A 20,832-nucleotide genomic window follows, 5' to 3' on the forward strand; every position below is an offset into this window, starting at 1 on the left:
TTGTGGATTGCACAACTTCCGTCTCAGCTATCGCTAGCTGGTGACAGCTTAGGGTGAAAGGAATAGAAACGATCCCACTTTTCTCTACAACCTCTTATTTCCGATTAAGTTTATTGTTTAAATCCAACATTTCTCGTTTGGATACATTGCGAGAGCGCAGGTATGTTGCCGCTCCCGCAATTAGTATCTGGTCAGCGGGACCTTCTACCATTAAGTTACAGTTGCCGATAAACGCTGTTTCTCCTACAAAAGCCCCAAAAGCCGATCTGAGCGGCTCGTAGTGATTTTTTGCGGCATCTTTAACAACCCTTGTTCCCTCTTCCTCCACACCTTTCTCTAGAACTCTGATCCGTTGAGAGTGATTCTTGTCAATCAGAAAAGGAGAGTGAGTAACATAGACTACCTGAACTGGATGCCTAGCATCTTGAGGATTTGCGAAAGCCTCAAATATTTTCAACAGATCCTGTTGAGCTTGACTAGATAAGTAAGCATCTGGTTCATCCATCAAAAGGATTTCAGGAGTTGTGTCATGTGGCTCATGAGCACGATACTGAATGTAGTAGCTCAGAAAATATTTGAGTCCGCTGCTACGTTCTGCAAATGAATACTGAGTTCCAGTTCGGTCACGGATTGTGAAAACTAGGTCATGATCTCTAGCTGACAATAGCAAGCAGAACTGACGGTCTTGAACCCACCAACTAGGAAAGTTAAGGCTTTCTGCTAGGTGATTATTGATCATTTTCAAAAGACCCTCAGTATATCCCCCTTTTCCCTCCAGCATGGAATCAGCAAGATTAGACAGAACCTCAGTGTCAACTTTGGCAACTTTACAAATTAGCTTGTAAGCTAGGTCAAATTCTTTTTCTCGTTTCTCAGACTCTTGCTCACTCATTGCAGAGCTTTTTAAAGCAGTAATGAGTGATGTTATAGTTTTACTAAATTCAGAATCTACCTGGTTAACTAATGATTGTTGTTTTATAAACGAATCCGAGTTTTTATGCAAAGTCTCTAACAGTTCACGAATTTTCTTTCTTTGAGATCGTTCCAAAAACTCATATTTTGTCCCCTCTGTTTTTGTTCCCTCTGGTTTTTTTATGCGCTCAATTATTTTTTTAATCGGTACACTATCTGGAAGAGCAATATCTGCTTCAATCCTGAAGGGGTGTGGTAGAATTGAAGGAAAACTTTCTACATTATTCTTGTTGTTTCCTGCTTTGTAGACAGTGTACTTATCTTCTGTATCAGGTAAATATAGAGTCAAATAATCTTTGTTATTCCTAAATATAAAAAAACGATCAAAGATAGTTGCTTCTGGTATTTCAGAAACAGAGCGAACTTTTTTTTGGTCTTCTTCAGATAAATCTGACCATTCAGAGCCGAAATCAGGAAACTTTAACTCACCCTGCTTAACTGTAAAAAATTGTGAATAGCGGCAGAAGTCTTCACGTTTAATTTTTTCACCAGAGATTGCTTTTTCAATAGCACTTAGCAGGTGAGACTTGCCAGACTCGTTTGCCCCTACAATTGTTGTTACTTTGGGATCAATCGGAACTTGAACATACGGGTACCACATCCCATCCATCATCTCCCAAGGTTTAGGCTTTACTCTGGGGTCGAGCTTCCTAATATAGTCGTAATTGAACGATTTGTAGAAGCGAACAAAGATGGATTTAAGACGCATAATTTTTTAAGCAGGTACTGGGTGTATCTGAGTTACAAAAATCGTAACATGCAGATAGACAATCATGCTACAGAAAGTAGATAAAGCTCTAGGGCACACACCACCAATTCAAAGGAGTGATCGCATCGTCTCCAACCACCCACAAACTCAGCTGAAAAAGTGACAATCAAGCTATAACTAGCAAACGATAAAGTCATGGCTGAAGTAGAAATCTACAGCGCAAGCGTGTGTCCCTATGCCCATCGAACGCGGTTGGCGCTGCTTGAGAAAGGTGTAGAGTTTAAACTGATCGAGATTGACTTGCAAAATAAGCCGGAGTGGTTCGCAGATATCTCGCTTTATGGCAAAGTCCCAGTCATTAAATACGGTAGCGCTGCGTTTGAGAATCCACTATCATCTCTTTTCGAGCCACAGTCGCAATTTCCCTAACTGGAAGATTTCTTTAATAAATAATGTTCTACCGTCCCTTTGTCATCTTGATAAGTCTTTGAGTAATTTTCGTCGATGTAAGTGTTGAATTGACTGTTACTCTTAAATGTTTCAATCCATCTTCCCAAGACAATTTGTTCGGGACGATACTTTTTCAAAACAGCAATAATATCATCGAAAGTCAAATTTCCCGATTTAAATCGTTTATCTGACATAACGGCAAGTTCTGGAGGAACCGGCAAACCCGCATAAAAAGCGTATATGGGACGATCCGTGAATATCCATTGAGTGGAATCCTTGTGTTTCAACACTAGATTCATAACTTCAAGACTTTTGGGTGGTCTTCCTTTAGGCTTAGCAGGAATCGCAATCATAGAGACAATCAAAAGTGCTGTGGCTAAGAGGGGAAAAATTAGCTTTTTGAAGTTTAAAGATTTTGGATTAGAATTCCACCCTTCTGGAAAAAAATTAATTACTAAAGCAACTCCATAGCCAGCTAACCAGCAGATGGGAATCGCCAGTAAAGGATAGTAGTGATACCAAACAGGTTTATGCTTGAGGAGAATTAGGCTAGCAGTCACTAGCCATGTTATAGGAAAAATCCCCTCTCTTTGTTTTTTAAATAAAATTGCTAGACTACCAATGAATGCCAAAAATACATAGTCATAGTCTTGATAAAGAAAGTAAGGTAAATTTTCAATATTATTAAAGGTTGTTGATTGACCTTGAACTTTCTCTCCCAAGTGTGCTTGAACTAGCTGTTCATAATTAAAAGCTTGAAAAATTAAGCTAACTCCTAGATAGATAACTGCAATAAAAATTAACCATAAAAGCAGAGGAGATAAAACAGAGGACGGAAAGAAGTTTTTTGATTTACTTCCCTCCGGTTCTCGGAGTTTAAAATCCAGCAGATAAAAAATCATTAAAGGAACCAGAAATATAGTAAATAGTTTCGTTTGCAAAGATACTGCTAAAACGGCTCCTGATAAAATAATGAAATGTTTACGACGCTGCCGTTTGTAGAGAGTTAGCAAATAAACAGAGAGCATTGCCAGAGATAAAGAGGGAATCCCAATCATCACGGAAATGCTGAGTCTAAGAAATAACCATGAAGTGAAGAGTAATACTGTAGCGACAAAGGCAGGTATTCTTCCTAAAGAGAAGCGTATAATTTGATAAAAAGACCAGATTAGAAGTGCTGAAAAGAGTATAACCAACACCCGTGCCGCAAAAACTGAATATCCAAATATATTAAACCAGTAGGATAAAAAGACGGTGAATAGAGGTGGTTGATCGTTCCATATCTGCGTATATAGAGAAAAGCCTTGGGAGTATAAAAGCGCTTTTATTAAATTTAATCCCTCGTCATAATCAAATTCAAAGGCTTGTTGAACTGGTCTGATGGCAAGTACGAAGCCAACATAGAGAAATAGTATGAGTAAATGAAAAAAGATATTCTTTAAATGGGTCATGTTTAATAAAATCTTCAATTTTATAGGCGGCGCTCGCCTAAAATCAATAATTAATGAGAAGCTAATGGTAAATGGAGAGGATATTTTTAATACATTTTAAAAAGTAATTGCACTTCGGAACCCCACCCTAACCCTCCCCGTTTACGGGGAGGGAGAAAGGAGAAAGGGAGAAATCCTAGCTGAGGATGGGTTATATAAATTTTCACAAGAGAGATGCTCCCAATTAAATAGCTAGCAGACAAACCTTATGTAGGTTTTTATGTAATAGGTGAAATTAGTCAAGCGTTTATATTATGTATCTGACCTTATTACCTCGACCTCACCAATGATTGCTTGGGTTCCTGGGGAATTTCCGACCGCATCACGGACTTCCAATGCTTGTCCGTTGCTGGGCGAATACCACCCTACCTCAAGACGGTAGCGATTAGGTGGTGTACCGGGTGTAACTGTAAGTTTATGGACATCCCGTAAGACTGTCCCTGAAGTTACTTGATCTGTGAAAAAATAACCATCCAGCGGACGTGCATCGGAACGGTTTTGCAGGTTTCCTTGCGTGTCGCGCAGACTGATGTTAATGGTCATATCAGGGGGCATCGGTGCTAAAAATTTCCAGTAGAATGTCACTACCAGCGCTTCATCGGGCAAGAGTTTAGAAGTATTCAGGTCATAACCGAGCAATTGTACCTGCTTGCCAAAAGACAAAGAAAGCGGAACCTGAATGCGTTCTAAATCCTCCAGTAAAGGCACCGGGCCAGGATACACTCGTGCATAGTCAATATCGTGCAATCGTGCCGCATATAACGGTTGCTGAGGGGCAAAGTAAGCGATCGCTTTTGGTTCTGGCAACTGACGCTGGAATTGGTTGTAGTACAATACCACGCGATTCGCTGTCGTCCAAGGCTGGGGATCGGGCAGGATATCTTTTTCGATCGGTAAAGTTTGACCGTGAAAATAGGCGGCAAATGAGGAACTATACCAACTGGCGACTTTGATTTCTTTCGCATTCGGTGACTGGTTCAACCATTTAGCGGCTAAGTCCAGACCCTCGCCTTGACCCATCATAAATATATGTTTGGCAGCACGCGAACCGCCCAGCAAAGGGTTGTAATAGCTTAGGTAATAAGGATAGTAAGGTACAAGGACGATAAGTTGTAATCCGAAAAGCGCGATCGCTGTGGTTACGCCTCGGTTGATTCCCCATTTACCGAAGCGACGCCGCAGTGCCTCCGCGCCGCGTCCGACCCAAATCATCATTTCTAGCCAGCCAACCGCAGATAGCAGTGCTAGCACTGGCAAGAAAAGGTTAATGTAACGGTCAATCTTACTGTCGCTGACTGAGAGGATCAGCAGCACGCACAAGGGAATTAAAGCGAGTGCTGTTACTTCCGGCATCTTCTTTTGGTGACGCCGCAGCTTGGGGATTAGCAATATCGCTAAAAATACCAGAAACCCCACTTGCAGCACGGGAGAGAGACGATACGCCAGCACTAGCGGATAAAAAAGTAGTCCCGGCGAATCAGTGATTTGCCCTAAAAAGAAAAGTACGCCTCTGGCTGACTCTTTCAACAGACCTTTATAAATCTGCGCCACAACATAGGAGGGGGACACCCACATCGCAGGCCAAATTAGAACGATTGTCCCTAAAATGCTCAATCCCCACCACCTGAAATCCGCCAACTGCCGCTTCCAACCCCTTTGAGGAAAGCGGGTTCGCCAGATTCCCGACTCAATTAGCACGATCCAGAGGGCAACAGCAGGCAAGATAAATAAAGCTGTCACTTTTGTCGCTGTCGCCAGTCCCATAAATACCCCAGAGGCGACAAGCAACTGGCGACGATAGCGGTAGCGATCGCGTAGCGGCGCTGATGCGCTTAGCAAATCGCTCCGCAAGTAAAGTAAAAACAGCAGCAACGCCAAAATACTAAAATCCGCCATCAGCGCGTCAGTAGTGAGGTAGCGCTGATAAGCTAAAAAGAAGGGTTCTAGTAGCAGTAGGCTAAGAGAGCATAGCGCGACGGATTGCCCCAACAGCCGCTTCGTGAGGATATAAAAACTTACCATACACGCTGAAGCGATCGCACCCTGTAGCAAGCGCGGCAGCACGTAGAAGAGGATGGGGAACTGAACTTGGTTGAAACAGGCATCCAGGTCTAGTGGCTGATTCAGACCTAGCAAACTTGGGAAGTGCTTTTGCAACCGACAATTCGCTAACATACTGCTGCCAATCACCCACATATTGGTGACGCCTGGATGATGACGGCGATAGGTGCCAGTTAAATCTCCCTCCAGCAAGTTCTGTATAAAGGTGCTACCGCGAGTCATCCACAGCACTTCATCAGAATTGATGGGAACGGTAATTGCCAGGATGCGTAGCGTCAGCGACACCAGAAAGATGCCGAGCAAAAGAGGAGAGCCTTTTATTTTGATCAATAGAAGTATGTGACTTTAAATTAATAGCCCATTCTCCGACTTTTAGAGGCTGTTTGTAAACATCGGTGAGCAGATAGCCTTGATCTAGCAGTTCTATATAATTCCGAAATGCGAAATCCCCGGATTCTTCAAGAATTCGGGGATTTAAAACTGTTAGGCTCTCATACCTTAAATAGGATTGCCCTATTAAGCTTGATTCGTGATAAAAAAAGTTTACTTCCCAGACAACAGTAACTCTATCACTTCAAACGCCCAGAACGTAGGATGCTTACAATTAGCCACAAACCCAGGAAGCTAGCAGCAGCAAATAAACCATTGCTTAATAAAGATAGCCCCCCTCCTGTTTGAGCATTGCTGGAGATAATCGCCGCTCCGATAATTAGGGAACCCACGACAACACTAAAGGAAAGGCGGTTAGCAGAGTTCTCCAAACTGCGACGAAATGGAACGATGTCTGGCATCTTGATATTCCACTTCAACGTTTCAGAAGTGATTCTTTCGAGCAGCAACTCCACTTGGCGGGGAGATTCCAAAGACAAACTTTTAATATCTAAAGCTGTTCTCAGCAAAGCTTGTAACGGGTCATCCCCGAATAATTGACGCCGGAATAAATCGGTCATCAAAGGCTTAATTTCCTCGATGAGATTTAAGTCTGGGTCAAATAAATGCCCTGTTCCCTCTAAATTTGCTAGCGTTTTTGAATATAATCCCATATTGCTAGGCAACCGGATTTTATTGTCGCGGGCGACTTGCAACACTTCATAAAAAACTTGACTCAAATTGATTTGTGACAGACTCAGGTTGTAATACTTTCGCAACAGCTTTTCAAAGTCACTTTCTAACTTTGCTAAATTTGCTGGTTGAGCCGATTCAGCTAATTGCAAAGTCAACTGACTACAGCGACGGGCATCAATATTTGCGATCGCTAACAGCATCTCCGTTAAAATCTGCTGAGTCCGGGGGTCTAGTCGCCCGATCATCCCAAAGTCAAGCAGCGCTACGCGACCATCTCTCAGATAAAAAATATTGCCTGGATGCGGGTCAGCGTGAAAGAAGCCGTCAAGATACAACTGTTGAAAGAAAACGCGACACAGTAGCCGAGTGATGTCTCGCCGCTGGTCGCTGGGGCTTTTACCGTCGTTGATTTGCTCGAAATTTGCCTCTAGCAACGGTACCCCATCTAGCCATTCCAGTACCAATAGCTTTTGGGTGGTTAACTGCCAAATAATTTCCGGAATCACCACCTGCTTCGGGTCAAACCAGCGGCTGGTCGATAAATTGCGGCGTAGCTGGTTGGTGAAATTAGCTTCTTGGGTAAAATCAAGCTCAGCCAGCAAAGCATTAGAAAATTCGTTCGCTAAAGCGACAATATCGATATCTGGCCCAATATCGGTGCGAGCAACTAAATCGGCTAAACCTTTAATGATGGAAATATCTTGAGAGATAATCGCATCAATTCCCGGTCGCTGCACCTTCAGAGCCACTTCCCGCCCATCGGCTAAGGTGGCGCGATGCGTCTGAGCAATTGAACCAGCAGCAACCGCCACCGGGTTGATGGTGCTGAAAACTTCCTCCATCGGACGATCCAATTGCTTCCGAATCACCACTTCAACTTCTGACCAAGGCACGGGCGGTACCTCAGATTGAAGCGTTGACAGTTTTTCAATGTAGTCCGCCGAGAGTAAGTCAGGGCGAGTCGAGAGCAGTTGCCCCAGCTTGACATAGACGGGACCCAAATCCACTAAGATGTTGCGAAGGACGGCGGGAGTCGGCAGCCTCGGTTCATCAGCTTTGCCGCCGGTCAAGAGCCGTCTCATGTAGTCCCAACCGTTGCGGAAGACGACCTCAAGGATTTCTCTTTGGCGAGAAGTGGTTTGGGTTAAGGAAAACACGGGTTTTAAGGGATAGCTAATGGAATCATGGAAGTCTGGCTAATGGGTCTTGAACAATTCGCAATTCGCCATTAGCCATCATCCCTCTTATTAATACTTCATACTTCCAACTTCTGCCTTCCGTTGGAGGGTAGATTACAGCAACTTTTCAAGCTTCGGATCGGTTCGTAGCAACTCAAGAACCTTTTTGATTTCTTGGGTGCGGTCTTTTTGGACAATCAGCGTGACATTGCGATCGCGTACAATCACCACATCCTCCATCCCAATCGTCACGATTACCTCATCCTCACCCTCGGCGTAGAGAATCGCCCCTTGGGTATCCATTCCCACGTGAGTCGCCAGTTCTACATTGGGCTTATCGCCTTTCAGCAACCGTTCGATGGCGTTCCAATCTCCCAAATCGTCCCACCCGAAGGACACTGGCAGCACATAAGCCAGCTGAGTCTTCTCCATCAGCGCATAGTCGATACTCTTCTTCGGCATCTGAGAGTAAGCTGCAACCCCTTTTTCTTCGAGAAGATCCATCATTTCCGGCGCGTAAGTGCGAAGTTCATCTAGCACGACCCCAGCTTGGAAGATGAACATTCCGCTATTCCAGCTGAATCGACCCGTTGCCAAAAACTCCTCTGCCGTCGGGCGGTCGGGTTTTTCGGTGAATCGGCTGACGCGGTAGGTGGGAAACTCCCCAACCTTGCCAGTTTCTTCTCCTTGCTCAATGTAACCGTAGCCCGTAGATGGATAATTCGGCTTAATCCCCAATGTCACAATCGATGGCTGAGTTGCTGCCAAAGTAGCACCGGCTTCCAGCGTTTGTTGAAAAGCCTTCTCGTCTGCAATCCAATGGTCGGCGGGGAAAAAGCCCACAACAGCGTTTTCTCCATACCGCTTAGCAATTTCCAGCGTTGTCCAGGCGACCGCTGGGGCAGTATCGCGTCCTTCTGGTTCAACGAGCAAATTTTCCACGGGTAGCTGGGGCAGTTGTTCTTTCACCCCATCTGCCAGCAAAGCCGAAGTAACGACCCATAGCTTCTCCCAGCCTCCAGCCAGAGATAACAGCCGGTCGGCAGTTGCTTGCAGTAAACTCTTACCGCTGCCATCCAAACTTAAAAACTGCTTGGGTCGGTGCTTGCGGCTGAGAGGCCAGAAGCGTTCCCCTTTACCACCGGCGAGAATGACAGGTATTAGCGATTGGTTCATTTTTGGCTTTAGCGATTCTTTTCGGCTCTATGTTAACCTTGACGCGATCGCGATCGCTGTTTAACCTTTGTGCTTGCTCCCGATCAAACGCCTCGTGCAACTTCTCCCAAATTTCTGTAGAAACCAACCTGTAGAAACAAGCTTAAGGCACCGCTGCAATGTCATTTCCTTTGGGAGATGGAGAACCTAAAGTTATAATCCACCTTGGAAATAAGTCTCCAGAAAGATACATATAGTCTGCGGTTGTGGTGATGAGGTAAACGTGGAAGAAGGTATCAAACAGTCTCAAACCAGTCCAGACCACGAAACGTCTAAAGGTTCTAGCAATCAGCAGGCACCCCGTACAGATGCCGTTGATGACGATTCCGACACCTCACCCCAATCGCAGACAAGCGATGTGGCAAATGAGGTTTCGCCCCAAAAAAACAACTTGGGGCGGCGCTTGTTATGGATCGCTGTCTTTATCATCACAGCAACAGTTTCTGCCACAGTGGGAGCAACTTTAGCACTGATTACCCCTTTGTCGCCGATCGTTGCCTCCCAGACTCCAGGAGAAAAGACCGCGACTGAGGGATGGGGTAGAGGTTTTCAGTACCGTCTGGCGCGACCCGTCAATATCCTGGTTATGGGAATTGACCGCCTCCACAACTCACCAGATAATTCGCCGGATAATTTCACTGGCAACAGCGATACGATGCTGCTGTTGCGGTTAGACCCGATCGACCATTCTGTGAAAATGCTTTCCATTCCACGAGATACGCGAGTGGAAATTCCAGGCGTTGGTTTTAACAAGATCAACCAGGCAAATGTCAACGGGGGCGCAGCCTTATCTGCACGAGTTGTCAGCCGCACCTTAAACAACGTGCAGATCGATCGATACGTGCGAGTGACCACCGACGCCTTTCGGGAGTTGGTGGATTTGGTGGGCGGCATTGAGGTATTTGTTCCTCGCCCAATGTCCTATGTAGACGAAACCCAAAAACTCAAAATCGATCTTTCCCCAGGCTGGCAAACTCTCAATGGCGACCAAGCAGAACAGTTTGCGCGGTTCCGGAATGACAAGAACGGCGATATTGGTCGGGTGCAGCGACAGCAAGCCCTTCTCAAGTCGTTGCGGCAGCGTCTGACGAACCCAGCCGTATTGCCTCGCTTGCCTCAACTGATCCGGGTGATGTGGAAGTACGTTGACACGAATCTCAGCTTAGAAGAAACCCTAGCGCTGGCAAATTTTGGCATCAACTTGGAGCAAGATGATTTCAAAATGGTGTTGTTGCCCGGTCGATTCAGCGACCCCCAGGAGTACATTGCCAGCTATTGGATTCTGGATTCCGAGGGGAGAGATCGCATCATGCGCCAATATTTTGGGCAAGAAACGACTCTTGCCTCTGTAGAGGAAAGCCGTTCTCTTAGCACCCTGAGAATCGCAATCCAAAATGCCACCGAGCAGCCTGGTATCGCTTATCGTGTTTCTGAATATCTGGCGGCGAAGGGATTTGTAAATGTTTATGTTGTCAATGATTGGCCCGACCGCGAACGCCAAACTCAAATTATTGTGCAGCAAGGCGATTTAACAAAAGCAGCGGCTTTGAAAAGAGTGCTGGGCGTCGGTCATATTGAAGCGGCTTCTATCGGTGATTTGGAATCTGAGATTACCCTACGAGTGGGTGAAGACTGGCTCGATACAATGAAAAATGTACAATAAAAAATTGAAAAGCTGCCTTATTTTTATCTTTGATTGCAGACGAAGCTGGAGAACCTTAAAAAGAATAACTTGCTTTTTAAATTTTTGATTAATCCTATGCAACCTTTAACTTCAAAAGCTATTAAAAGTTTTGTGGTGCGCGTGCTTAGCGGTATCTTGCTATTAGCTTTGGCATGGCTGTGGGTGATGTTGAGTGCTACTCCTGCTTTGGCTCAGGCAGGGACAATTAATTACACCAATATTAATTTGGAAAATCGAGATTTCTCGAATGCTGATTTAGTCGGTGGTGTATTTGTCGCGGCTGAAATGCGAGGAACAAACTTCCAGGGAGCTGACCTTACCAATGCGATTCTGACCAAGGGCGTGTTATTAAAAGCAAATCTGGAAGGAGCAAACCTGACTGGGGCTTTGGTAGACCGAGTAACGTTGGACGAGGCTAATTTAACCAACGCGATTTTAACGGAAGCGACGTTGACGCGGACTCGCTTCTACGACACCATCATTACGGGCGCAGATTTTACGGATGCGCTAATTGACCGCTACGAAGTATCTCAGCTCTGTCAGCGAGCAGAAGGTGTGAACCCAGTAACGGGTGTTTCTACGCGAGACAGCTTAGGCTGTCGCTAAACGGTCGTTCGCCAATTGTTGCATAGGCTCCCAGTTAAGGACATCTTGGAGTAATGCCTGATAGCCTGCGACATTTGGGTGGAGTCCGTCTTCGGTAAGATGCGATCGCCACCAATCTTCACCCCGATTCATCCACAGCTCGAAAATATCCAGATAAGGAATCTGTCGCGACTGACACGCTAGCCGCGTTGCTTCTTTATAGCGATATTGATCGGCGTGATTGTAGTAAAAACAGTCGAGAAATGGCATTTTCGCTTCATCTACTGGCACCATCCCCACAAAGAGTACCGGACAGAATCTTTGGGTTAGCGTTGCAGTTGCGCTCTGAGTACATCGCTCCAGCAACAAATCCATTTCTGCTTTGAAAACTTCAAAGTCGGTAAAATTCCGCCCAGTCGGTCGAGCCAACCGAGCCGAATCATTGACCCCGACTGATAGAATAATTGCATCGGGTACGCGATTTCTCAGCTCACCGCGATGGCGAAACTCCTGCTCTAACCGCTGTTGCACTTGGCTGATGCCGTCACCCCGGACACCCAAATTGTAGAGAACGTGTCCCGGACTATCCGGCAGCATCCAGCGACGCCGCAGCCGCTCTACCCACCCGCCACCTTCCGGATCGCCGAATCCATAAACAAGACTGTCTCCCAGTGCTACAAGCTTCAGAGGATGGCGATCGCTTTCAGGAAACGGCTTAATCGTAGGAGGGACAAGGGTTTGCATGGACTGTAATCCCGAACTTATTTTCAGAATGATATAGATAGATTGATAAGAATCTACATAATATTAAACGATTCTTTGTCTTGAAAGAAATTCTTCAGTGAATCTCCGGGCGGTGCTAACAGCCACAAAAATTGGGGACTCCTGCTAGACTGAAGGGTGCAAGGTGACAGGAGGGTCGCGCGACTGTGCGCCGCTACTCACGAACAACAATTAACAACTAATCCAACGTGATGCAAAAGCGTTTCAAGTTTGATACAACCGAAGTTTTACTCCGGGCTGAAGAGCTGGTGAGTGCTGCCTCCAATCGCTACCGGATTACCGTTCAAGTAGCGAATCGCGCTAAGCGCCGTCGCTATGAAGACTTTGATAATGTTGACGATCCGATGATGAAGCCAGTGCTGCGGGCGATTCTGGAAATGTCCGATGAGCTAACGCAACCGGAAATTATTGGCGATTAGATAAAAAACAACAAGCAAGATGAAGCGACAAACCAGAAAATTTCCCAAGCGAATGCTACGTTTTGCCGTTGCCTCTCTAACGGCGCTGTTTTTATTTCCTTGGGGAAGCATCTTTAATCCTTCATCCTCGCTTTTTCATCTTTCCGAACAGCCTGCGATTGCCCAGATGTACGGAACTCAGGATGTCTGGCGGCAAGTTTATCAACGCCTACCGGATTTGCCGCTAGAAAATCAATACATCAGCAAGGAAACTGGCAAGCAGGCATCGGAAAATACCCTAGTGGGGCGCATCATCCGGTATCACGTTTATGTAAAATCACGTCCGCCCAATTATCGGCTGGACTGGAAACTGACCTTGGCGGACTATCTGGGCGCAAACGAACTAATCCAGGAGTCGCTATATCCGGGTTATGATACGTTGCAGAAAAATCCCATGCAGAGCGATCGCGCGGTCATTGAACGTCTGAATCGAGCGCAACGAGACGCCTTAGTTCAAGTCCTCGTGAGTCTATTCACTCCCAATTCTCAGCAGCAGGCACCCGTACCTTCTCCCAGCGCTTCACCTCAGCCACAGGCAGCACCCAAACCCAGTGGAGGGCTAGCACTGCCTCAGCCAGGAGATGCTCAGTTACTCAAGTAATGAAAAATTAAAAACTAAAAATGTAAGAAAAGCGCTTTAGTTTTTGATTTTTAATGACTTTTATGGAACGTCTCATCAAAAGTGGAGTTGGCTGGCGCATTGGCTGGAACCCTAACACGAGTGAGTTTAAAGGGTTAGTTGGTGGGGATGATTGGGCGATAGAGCTGACAGAGGCAGAGTTAAATGAGTTTTGTCGCTTGCTGGCGCAATTGGTAGAAAGTATGAGCCAGATCGCGACTGAGTTGATGGATGAGGAGAAAATCGCCTGCGAAACTGAAAGCGACTTACTTTGGATGGAAGTGGAGGGCTACCCCCATGCTTACAGCCTTCGCTTCATTCTCCACACGGGACGGCGGGGTGAGGGTAGCTGGAATGAGGCAGCAGTACCGGGTTTGATGCAAGCGGCTCAAATGTTAAAGGTTTTCTGATTGCATCTTGACAGCTTTAAAAAAGCTGATATAGAATATAAGACTGTGCCGGGGTGTAGCGCAGGTTGGTAGCGCGCAGCTTTGGGGTAGCTGAGGTCGTGGGTTCGAATCCCGCCACTCCGATTAGTCCGGCAGAATCCGTTAAGTTGAAAGGGGCGAGTTCTCCTGAGGGAGATAAAAAATCGCTCATCATTGTCATAGAAGCTAAGTCATAGAAGCTCATGGCTTAATGTGTAGGGAGCCTGTATCGCGGTTATTGCTGTGGAGCGATCGCTTATGCTCAGACGTTTAACCAGCCGCTCTCTGCTGACGGCAGCTATTTTTCTGGTTGTGACATCGCTTACCCTAATAATTGTCCTATTAACTAAGCAGCCAGTTATGACATCTCAACCCCAGCTGCTAACCGATCCCTTTCTACAACTGCCGACCGAAACAAGCGTGCGAGTCGTGTGGTTTACTGAGTTTGCTGGTGAGCATCGTGTCGCCTACGGTGAGAATCTCGCTCGCAGTGTCGTCGCCAGTACCACCAAACTCAGCCGCACTCGTGAGGATAGTCAATCGCGGGTAGGAAATCAGACTCAAGACGGTCAGATTTACCAGCAGCCGACCAGCCGAGACATCTGGCGGCACGAAGCAGAGGTGACTGGGTTAACTCCTGGCACGCGAGTTTCTTATCGCGTCACTAGCCTGCGGGAAGATGGTACGAGCGTTAGCAGTAAGGTATTCACGCTCGCCCCCAAACCCACACCGGGCACATCACTGAAAATTTTGCTGACTTCCGACCACCAGCTCAAGCCGATGACATCTGCCAATCTTCAGAAGGTCGTTGAGACCGTCGGGCAAGTAGACGCTGTCTTCTTTGTCGGTGACTTAGTCAACATTCCCGACCGTGCCTCCGAGTGGTTTGATGATAATCGGGGGGGTGCCTTCTTTCCTTGCCTCCAAGGTCGCAGCAACTACGAACTTGAACACAATGAACTTGAACACAACGGTGTCAAGACGGTTTATCGGGGCGGACAGATAATTCAAAACGCCCCCATGTTTGCAGCGATTGGCAATCATGAGGTGATGGGACGCTTCTCGATGGAAAGTAGCTTAAACGATCAGTTCGATGACTCCTATCCTCGTTGGGCTGCTCAGAAAATTTATGCACAAAAGGCAGAGGAAAAAAAGGCAGAGCAACTAAACCCCGGTGAGGACACGAAGCGCAATTTGGCGTCTCTTCAACCGTTAAAAGATAATTCTTTTAATACCGATACTTACGAAGAAATTTTTACTTTACCCGAAAGTAGGGAGGGTGGAAAAAAATATTATGCCGTCACATTTGGTGATGTGCGGTTGGTGGTGCTTTACGCGACCAATGCGTGGCGTTACTGGGGATTAGAGGAGAAGACAAAGGGAAGATACCGCGAACGAGAACAACACTTAAATAACCCGGAAAAGTGGGGATATGGGCAGCACATCTTTGAGCCAATTGCCAAGGGTAGCGAACAATACACCTGGCTCGAAAAAGAACTGAATAGCCCGGAGTTTAAGCAAGCAAAGTATAAAGTTGTGATGTTTCATCACCCACCACATTCACTGGGGGATAACATTGTCCCTCCTTATACCGATCCGGTGCAGACAATCGACCGAGATGCGAATGGCAATATTAAATCGGTGCGTTACAAGTACCCTAGAGAAGCAGATTACATTATCCGAGATGTGGAGCCGTTGCTAGAGGCTGCTAATGTGCAGTTAGTATTTTATGGGCACTCGCACCTGTGGAATCGCTTTGTCAGTTCTACCGGGATGCACTTTTTAGAAACCTCGAATGTCGGCAACTCCTACGGTGCGGCGCTGGGCGAAAAGAAGCGACCTGTACCAGAAGAGTATCAAGAGAATGATATCGTAACGGGCGATCCAAATGGGTTAGAGGCAGTAGTACCAACCATTGCGCCGCTAATGGGTGAAGATGGGAAGCCATTACCGTATGTGGCGAGTAATGAGATTACGGCATTTAGCATCTTCGACACGGGAACGGGTACGGTGAGCAGTTACCGTTTTGATACGCGAAAACTGGACTCAGAGGTGGTAAAGTTTGATGAATTTAAGCTGAAATAGAGGGAATTTACCTGGCGATTTATCGAGTAGGCAATGAGCGCGATCGCTCAATCATTCTAAAAAGTTGTTACCCCACCATTTTGCAAGCATAAATTGCCTAAAATTAGGTAAAGCAATCCCCTTTACAGTTACTTTTATAAGAATCCGATATGAGTTTTGAGATACCAGTGGTTTATATCCCCGGTTTCTCGCTCGAAATCGGGGATTTCGCCTTCACGAATCATTGAAGAAATAGCACAACTTAGCTATCTCGGATTGAAGGAGCCGTTGCCAAAGTTTCTGCTGCTTTTTGCATTGCTTCAAGATCCGATGATGTCCAGGTACGAGCATCCTGACAATTATGAGCAACTAGCAATCCCCACAACCGAACAGAATTGAGAATTGGCACCACTAAATTAGCGCGTACCTTCATCGTGCGGAGAAAATCGCGGTGGCAAGGGTTAATCGGTTCTAATTCAATATCTGCGATCGCTCGTACCCTTCCTGCTTGGTACAAGGCAGCATATTCATCATTAAAACAATCATCGGGGCCTGTTGAGCCGAAGATCGAGTATTCTCTAGACCTCAAGGACTCAAACGTAACCTGCCCTTTCCATTGGCGATAAAAGTAATATAAAACGACGCGATCGACTTGAAGCAAATCTCTTAGCTCGTCGGTCGTCTTTTGAACTAAAACATCTCGCTCGATACTATTGGCAAGACGGTTAGCAAATGCTCGCAAACCCGGATCGCTATCTTGTATAGCAGGACTAGAGTCAGAATCTCTGTTAAAGTTACTTTGCACGGGAAGACAAATCCGACTGAGTTATGACAATTGAATGTTTTTTATGATAACGCTATAGTCCAAATAGCATCCACTCTAAAAGCTAAGAGATTGATGCAAACAGCGATCGCTCTTATTTTTTGGGGGTGTGCAATGTCCTATACAGCAGAAATTAACATTTTATACTTCTTGATTCACCAGTAATTGACTTTTTTGTTGCTCAATTGGAATCTCAATTAAGAACTCTGCACCCTGTCCCGGTGCTGAAATACACTTCAGTTGACCGTTATGCTTATCTACAATTTGGTAGCTAATTGACATCCCCAAACCTGTCCCAGAACCGACCGGCTTAGTTGTAAAAAACGGATCGAATAACCGACTGCTGACTTCCTCCGTCATTCCTGGGCCATTGTCAGCAATCTGAATCCTGACTTGATTGGGTTGCACCGTAGAAGTCCGAATCCAAATTGTTGGAGATTCTTCGGGGTTCATCGTTGATAGTTTATTGCCGCGAACGGCGAACGGCGAGCAATGAACTGCTTCGAGGGCATCAATCGCATTCGTCAAAATATTCATAAATACTTGATTAATCTGTCCCGCATAGCATTCAACTTTGGGTAGGTTGCCATATTCTTTGACGATCTGAATACCCGAACGATCCGGTTTGGCTTTCAGACGATTTTGCAGGATTAGCAGCGTGCTATCGATGCCTTCATGAATATCGACAGTCTTCATCTCTGCCTCATCAAGACGAGAGAAGTTTCGTAAACTCAGGACTATTTCGCGGATGCGGTCAGCTCCTACCTTCATAGAAGATAGGATTTTAGGCAGGTCTTCGAGTAGGAAAACCAGGTCGATTTCTTCCGCCTGAGCTTGAATGGCGGCGGGTGGCTGGGGATAGTGTTCCTGGTAGAGCTGAAGCAGGCGTAGTAAATCGAGAGCGTATGCATTAGCGTAAGAGAGATTGCCGGAGATGAAGTTAACGGGATTGTTAATTTCGTGAGCAACCCCCGCAACCAACTGTCCTAAAGAGGACATTTTTTCACTTTGAATCAGTTGAGCTTGAGTTTGCTTCAGTTCGCGCAAGGCGTGTTCAAGCTGAGCGGCTTTAGTTTGGGCAGTGCTAGCGGCATCAAGCTGCTGGTTGTAAAGTTCGGCTTGGTTAATCGCGATCGCTAGCTGGTTGACAACCGCCGAGAGTAATTCCACCTCGCTGTCCGTCCAAGGTTGCACTTGGTTCCGGCGATGACAAGCCAAGGCACCCAGTTCGCCACTCGGTGTCTGTATTGGCAGCGCCAGCGCTGACCGAGTGCCTGCAACGAGTAATGTTTGCGGAATGACTGGATCGTCCGGAGTTTGCACTTCATCCAGGCGGAACATTTCTAAATTCAGCATTTTTTCCTCAAACTTTGGAAAAAATCCCACCGGATAGAAGCCAAGCCAGTTCGCTTCGGTGGAAGTTCTCGCTTCCTTAACAACCTCCCATCCGGGGGGTGAGGAATGGGGGCGATACCAAGCGAAGGTGCATGACTCAATCCCCATCCGCCTTTGGATCGCCCCGACGGCGGTTTCTAGAATCGTATCTAGATCGAGGGTGTTCCGGATCTGGTTAGCTAGACGGTTGAGTAGTTCTTCCTGCTGAGCGAGTTGTCTGAATCGAGTTTCCGATAGTTGCAGAGCGACTTCAGCCTGTTTGCGTTCGGTGATGTCGGTGGAAATGCCGCAAACTGCATAAGGCATACCATTGTCGTCGTAAAGCGGAAACTTCATCGAAATGTAGGTGTGTAAGCCGTCGTCTTGAGGAATCACTTCCTCACTTTCTAAAGGAATCCCTGCCGCAAGTACCTTTTGATCGTTGGTTTGCAATGCCTCAGCGACCTCATAAGGTAAGTACTCGAACTCTGTCTTCCCTTTGACTGCCTTTGCATCCACGTTGAGCAAGTTGGCACACTTCCGGTTCATCAAAATATTACGACCTTGAATATCCTTGACGTAGATAGCGGCTGGAGAGTAAGCCAGAATTGCTTGAAGCTGCTGTTCGCTCTCCCTCAGAGCGGCTTCAGCCTGTTTGGCACTTGTGATGTTCCTCGCAGTGCCCGTGGTGCCGAGGATGTTTCCGGCGTCGTCCTTAGATGCGATCGCGTTGAAGCTCATCTGAATCGGCGTTCCATCTTTACGCAGATGCACCGTCTCGTATTGGAAATACGGCTCACCCTCCAGCAGGCGCAGATGTATCTGCCAGTTCTGCTCCACTTGTTCCGGTGGCTGGAAATCGGTGAACAAACGCCCGATCATTTCTTGGGGATCGTATCCATGCATTTGTTTAACCGCAGAGTTCACAAATGTAAATCGCCCCTGTCTATCCACCGACCAAATCAAATCCTGGGAAGTCTCGACCAAATGGCGGTATCTTTGCTCACTCGCCTTCAGCGCCGCCTCTGCCTCTTCCCGGTTGGCAATTTCGCTTTGCAATTGCCCAATGGCAGCTCTTAATTCGCAGGTACGCTCCTCAACGCGGATTTCTAGTTCTTCTTTGGCTTTCTTGAGTGCTTCCTCTGCTTGTTTGCGCTGGGTGATTTCCCGCGCTACGCCAACTAAACCGATAACCTTTCCTTTGGGGTCGCGGTAGACGCTTTTTGTGGAAAGAAATGTCCGGGTAATCCCTGTGGTGAGTATCGTTTCCTCGACAACTTGAGTCACGCCCGTCGTCATGATTTGGCTGTCAGTCTCCATGACTGGATATGCCAAGTCTGGGGGCAGTAATTCGGTATCATCCTTGCCAATAATTTTCCCTTCCGGTCTGCCAAAAACATTCGCACCCGCTGAGTTGATCATCAAATAGCGACCCTGAAGATCCTTCACATAAATAGCATCCGGGGTGCCTTCAATCACCGCACACACAAGGCTGTAGCTGAATTCTAGTTCTTCTTTGGCTTTTTTCGCAGTTTCCTCGGCTCGCTGGCGCTGGGTGATGTCCGTGTGCGATCCCGCCATCCGAATCGCTTTGCCATTGTCATCTCGCAGCGCTGCTCCCCGCGCTAAAATCCACCGATAAGAGCCATCTTTGTGCTGCAAGCGATGCTGTAATTCGTAATTAGAAGCTTGGCTATTCATGAGATAAGCTTGGACGGTCGCGATCGCGCGATCGCGGTCATCGGGATGCAATCGTTTTTCCCACTCTTCAATCTGATTGGGCAACTCATGCTCTTCATAGCCCAGCATCTTCTTCCATTGAGGTGAAAAATAGGTCTCGTTGGTTGCTATATCCCAATCCCATAATCCATCTTTAGAACCTTGAACTGCTAAATCAAACCGTTCTCGGCTCTTACGTAACTCTTCTTCAGCAGCTTTCCGTTCGGTAATATCTTCAAAAGTGCAAAGGATGCCGACCACGTTTTCTTCACCATCATGGAGTGGAACTTTGTTACTGTCTATCCAAGACGGTTTACCATCCGCCTTAAGAGCCGATTCAATGCTGTGATATTCTGGCGTATTTGTTTCCATAATTCGCCGTTCGCTATCCCGCAATAAGCCCGTTTTTTCTGTGAACAACAAATCGTAGTCGGTTTTTCCAACAATATTTTCTGGCTTGCCAACCCCTACTAGCTGTGCAAAATTCCAATTGCACCCCAAATAGACTGAACTTCTGTCTTTCCAAAAGATAAATTGGGGGATGTTATCCATTACCAATTGCAGCATTTGTTGCGACTTTCGCAGTTCTTCCTCAATGTGCCTGCGCTCAATCATTTCGGTTTCAAGTTTGCGGTTAGCTATCTCTAATTGAGCTGGGCTAGGTAATGCTAGAGCTTTGGGAATTAAGGGCACTAAGCTTGCTGCTGTATAGACTGATATTCCAGCAGTTAGCGCTTTCATAAAACCAGCTATCCCATAAATCGGATGCCAAAGCGTCCACACTTCTATGAGATGAGTGGTACCACAGGAAATAATAAAGGTTCCAAATAATAGAAATATCCCTGCATAGGGTAAATCTTTTCGCTGGTGAACGAAGTAAAAGAGTGTGATAGGAATAGAGTAATAGGCAAGAGCGATTAGCACATCTGATATGATATGCAGCCCTACTAACTCTGGTTTCCACAAGTAACAATGTCCATGTGGAATAAAAGAGTTTGAATCCAAAAAAATCTGCAAAAATTGCAGCATATAGCTCCTACTACGTGTTCCTAATTTTCGCTCAACTTTGTAAACTTGTAGAGTATAAAAACATACAATTAACCTTTACATTTTTTCTCGACGAGAGAAGCTGAGAAGCCAAAATTCTAGAAAATT

At 46.3% G+C, this 20,832-nt stretch carries 14 protein-coding genes, 1 tRNA gene and 1 pseudogene; 8 read left to right on the top strand and 8 right to left on the bottom strand.

Going from position 1 to position 20,832, the window contains the following annotated elements; translation table 11 throughout:
* Positions 1-94: 94 nt before the first annotated feature.
* Positions 95-1,585 (bottom strand): AAA family ATPase, encoded by a 1,491-nt coding sequence (locus NC996_RS09720; RefSeq protein ID WP_199302866.1) that lies wholly within the window; start codon positions 1,583-1,585, stop codon positions 95-97.
* Positions 1,586-1,876: 291 nt separating this feature from the next.
* Between NC996_RS09720 and NC996_RS09725 the strand changes: the two are divergent.
* Positions 1,877-2,050: pseudogene (locus NC996_RS09725) on the top strand (glutathione S-transferase N-terminal domain-containing protein); the annotation flags it as partial.
* Positions 2,051-2,106: 56 nt separating this feature from the next.
* On the opposite strand, the gene NC996_RS09730 reads toward NC996_RS09725, so the two are convergent.
* From NC996_RS09730 to NC996_RS09745, 4 genes are all read right to left on the bottom strand, one after another.
* On the bottom strand, positions 2,107-3,582 hold the full coding sequence (locus tag NC996_RS09730; RefSeq protein ID WP_190682526.1) for a glycosyltransferase family 39 protein: 1,476 nt from the start codon (positions 3,580-3,582) through the stop codon (positions 2,107-2,109).
* A 291-nt stretch (positions 3,583-3,873) separates the two neighbouring features.
* Positions 3,874-5,985, bottom strand: a complete 2,112-nt coding sequence (locus NC996_RS09735; RefSeq protein WP_199302868.1) for a glycosyltransferase family 39 protein — start codon at positions 5,983-5,985, stop codon at positions 3,874-3,876.
* 266 nt (positions 5,986-6,251) lie between these two features.
* A complete protein-coding gene (locus NC996_RS09740; RefSeq protein ID WP_339380518.1) occupies positions 6,252-7,904 on the bottom strand; it encodes an AarF/ABC1/UbiB kinase family protein in 1,653 nt (550 codons plus the stop codon).
* 135 nt (positions 7,905-8,039) lie between these two features.
* A complete protein-coding gene (locus tag NC996_RS09745; RefSeq protein WP_190682529.1) occupies positions 8,040-9,101 on the bottom strand; it encodes a mannose-1-phosphate guanylyltransferase in 1,062 nt (353 codons plus the stop codon).
* A gap of 262 nt (positions 9,102-9,363) precedes the next feature.
* Between NC996_RS09745 and NC996_RS09750 the strand changes: the two genes are divergently transcribed.
* Both NC996_RS09750 and NC996_RS09755 read left to right on the top strand, forming a co-directional pair.
* On the top strand, positions 9,364-10,803 hold the full coding sequence (locus tag NC996_RS09750) for an LCP family protein (RefSeq protein WP_339380519.1): 1,440 nt from the start codon (positions 9,364-9,366) through the stop codon (positions 10,801-10,803).
* Positions 10,804-10,899: 96 nt separating this feature from the next.
* Entirely contained in the window at positions 10,900-11,430 is a 531-nt protein-coding gene (locus NC996_RS09755; RefSeq protein ID WP_199302869.1) for a pentapeptide repeat-containing protein, read from the top strand.
* Here NC996_RS09755 and NC996_RS09760 read toward each other — a convergent pair.
* Positions 11,416-12,153: a GDSL-type esterase/lipase family protein gene (locus NC996_RS09760; RefSeq protein WP_190682533.1), complete on the bottom strand. Its 738-nt coding sequence runs from the start codon at positions 12,151-12,153 to the stop codon at positions 11,416-11,418. The two genes, NC996_RS09755 and NC996_RS09760, sit on opposite strands and share 15 nt — an antisense overlap.
* Positions 12,154-12,383: 230 nt before the next feature.
* Between NC996_RS09760 and NC996_RS09765 the strand changes: the two genes are divergently transcribed.
* The 5 genes from NC996_RS09765 to NC996_RS09785 all read left to right on the top strand — a co-directional run bounded on the left by NC996_RS09765 (position 12,384) and on the right by NC996_RS09785 (position 15,782).
* Complete coding sequence (locus tag NC996_RS09765; protein ID WP_190416141.1) at positions 12,384-12,611, top strand: DNA-directed RNA polymerase subunit omega; 228 nt, start codon at positions 12,384-12,386, stop codon at positions 12,609-12,611.
* Positions 12,612-12,630: 19 nt separating this feature from the next.
* On the top strand, positions 12,631-13,251 hold the full coding sequence (locus NC996_RS09770; RefSeq protein ID WP_242037447.1) for a hypothetical protein: 621 nt from the start codon (positions 12,631-12,633) through the stop codon (positions 13,249-13,251).
* 62 nt (positions 13,252-13,313) lie between these two features.
* Complete coding sequence (locus NC996_RS09775; RefSeq protein ID WP_190682536.1) at positions 13,314-13,679, top strand: DUF1818 family protein; 366 nt, start codon at positions 13,314-13,316, stop codon at positions 13,677-13,679.
* A gap of 49 nt (positions 13,680-13,728) precedes the next feature.
* Positions 13,729-13,802: transfer RNA gene (locus NC996_RS09780), tRNA-Pro, on the top strand.
* Between the two features lie 153 nt (positions 13,803-13,955).
* Positions 13,956-15,782, top strand: coding sequence for a metallophosphoesterase family protein (locus NC996_RS09785; protein WP_190682539.1), 1,827 nt, complete (start codon positions 13,956-13,958; stop codon positions 15,780-15,782).
* A gap of 241 nt (positions 15,783-16,023) precedes the next feature.
* Here the strand turns inward: NC996_RS09785 and NC996_RS09790 are convergent, their stop codons facing one another.
* On the bottom strand, positions 16,024-16,566 hold the full coding sequence (locus NC996_RS09790) for a GAF domain-containing protein (RefSeq protein ID WP_190439575.1): 543 nt from the start codon (positions 16,564-16,566) through the stop codon (positions 16,024-16,026).
* 159 nt (positions 16,567-16,725) lie between these two features.
* Complete coding sequence (locus NC996_RS09795) at positions 16,726-20,682, bottom strand: PAS domain S-box protein (RefSeq protein ID WP_190682542.1); 3,957 nt, start codon at positions 20,680-20,682, stop codon at positions 16,726-16,728.
* Between the last annotated feature and the right edge of the window lie 150 nt (positions 20,683-20,832).

The organism is Trichocoleus sp. ST-U2, from assembly GCF_039961875.1.
Taxonomy (GTDB): Bacteria; Cyanobacteriota; Cyanobacteriia; order Cyanobacteriales; family FACHB-T130; genus FACHB-T130.

Excerpts from the sequence above, each read along its gene's own strand:
- NC996_RS09720 (WP_199302866.1), bottom strand. The coding sequence starts at position 1,585 with ATGATGGATGGGATGTGGTACCCGTATGTTCAAGTTCCGATTGATCCC.
- NC996_RS09730 (WP_190682526.1), bottom strand. The coding sequence starts at position 3,582 with ATGACCCATTTAAAGAATATCTTTTTTCATTTACTCATACTATTTCTC.
- NC996_RS09745 (WP_190682529.1), bottom strand. The coding sequence starts at position 9,101 with ATGAACCAATCGCTAATACCTGTCATTCTCGCCGGTGGTAAAGGGGAA.
- NC996_RS09755 (WP_199302869.1), top strand. The coding sequence starts at position 10,900 with ATGCAACCTTTAACTTCAAAAGCTATTAAAAGTTTTGTGGTGCGCGTG.
- NC996_RS09760 (WP_190682533.1), bottom strand. The coding sequence starts at position 12,153 with ATGCAAACCCTTGTCCCTCCTACGATTAAGCCGTTTCCTGAAAGCGAT.
- NC996_RS09765 (WP_190416141.1), top strand. The coding sequence starts at position 12,384 with ATGCAAAAGCGTTTCAAGTTTGATACAACCGAAGTTTTACTCCGGGCT.
- NC996_RS09770 (WP_242037447.1), top strand. The coding sequence starts at position 12,631 with ATGAAGCGACAAACCAGAAAATTTCCCAAGCGAATGCTACGTTTTGCC.
- NC996_RS09775 (WP_190682536.1), top strand. The coding sequence starts at position 13,314 with ATGGAACGTCTCATCAAAAGTGGAGTTGGCTGGCGCATTGGCTGGAAC.
- NC996_RS09785 (WP_190682539.1), top strand. The coding sequence starts at position 13,956 with ATGCTCAGACGTTTAACCAGCCGCTCTCTGCTGACGGCAGCTATTTTT.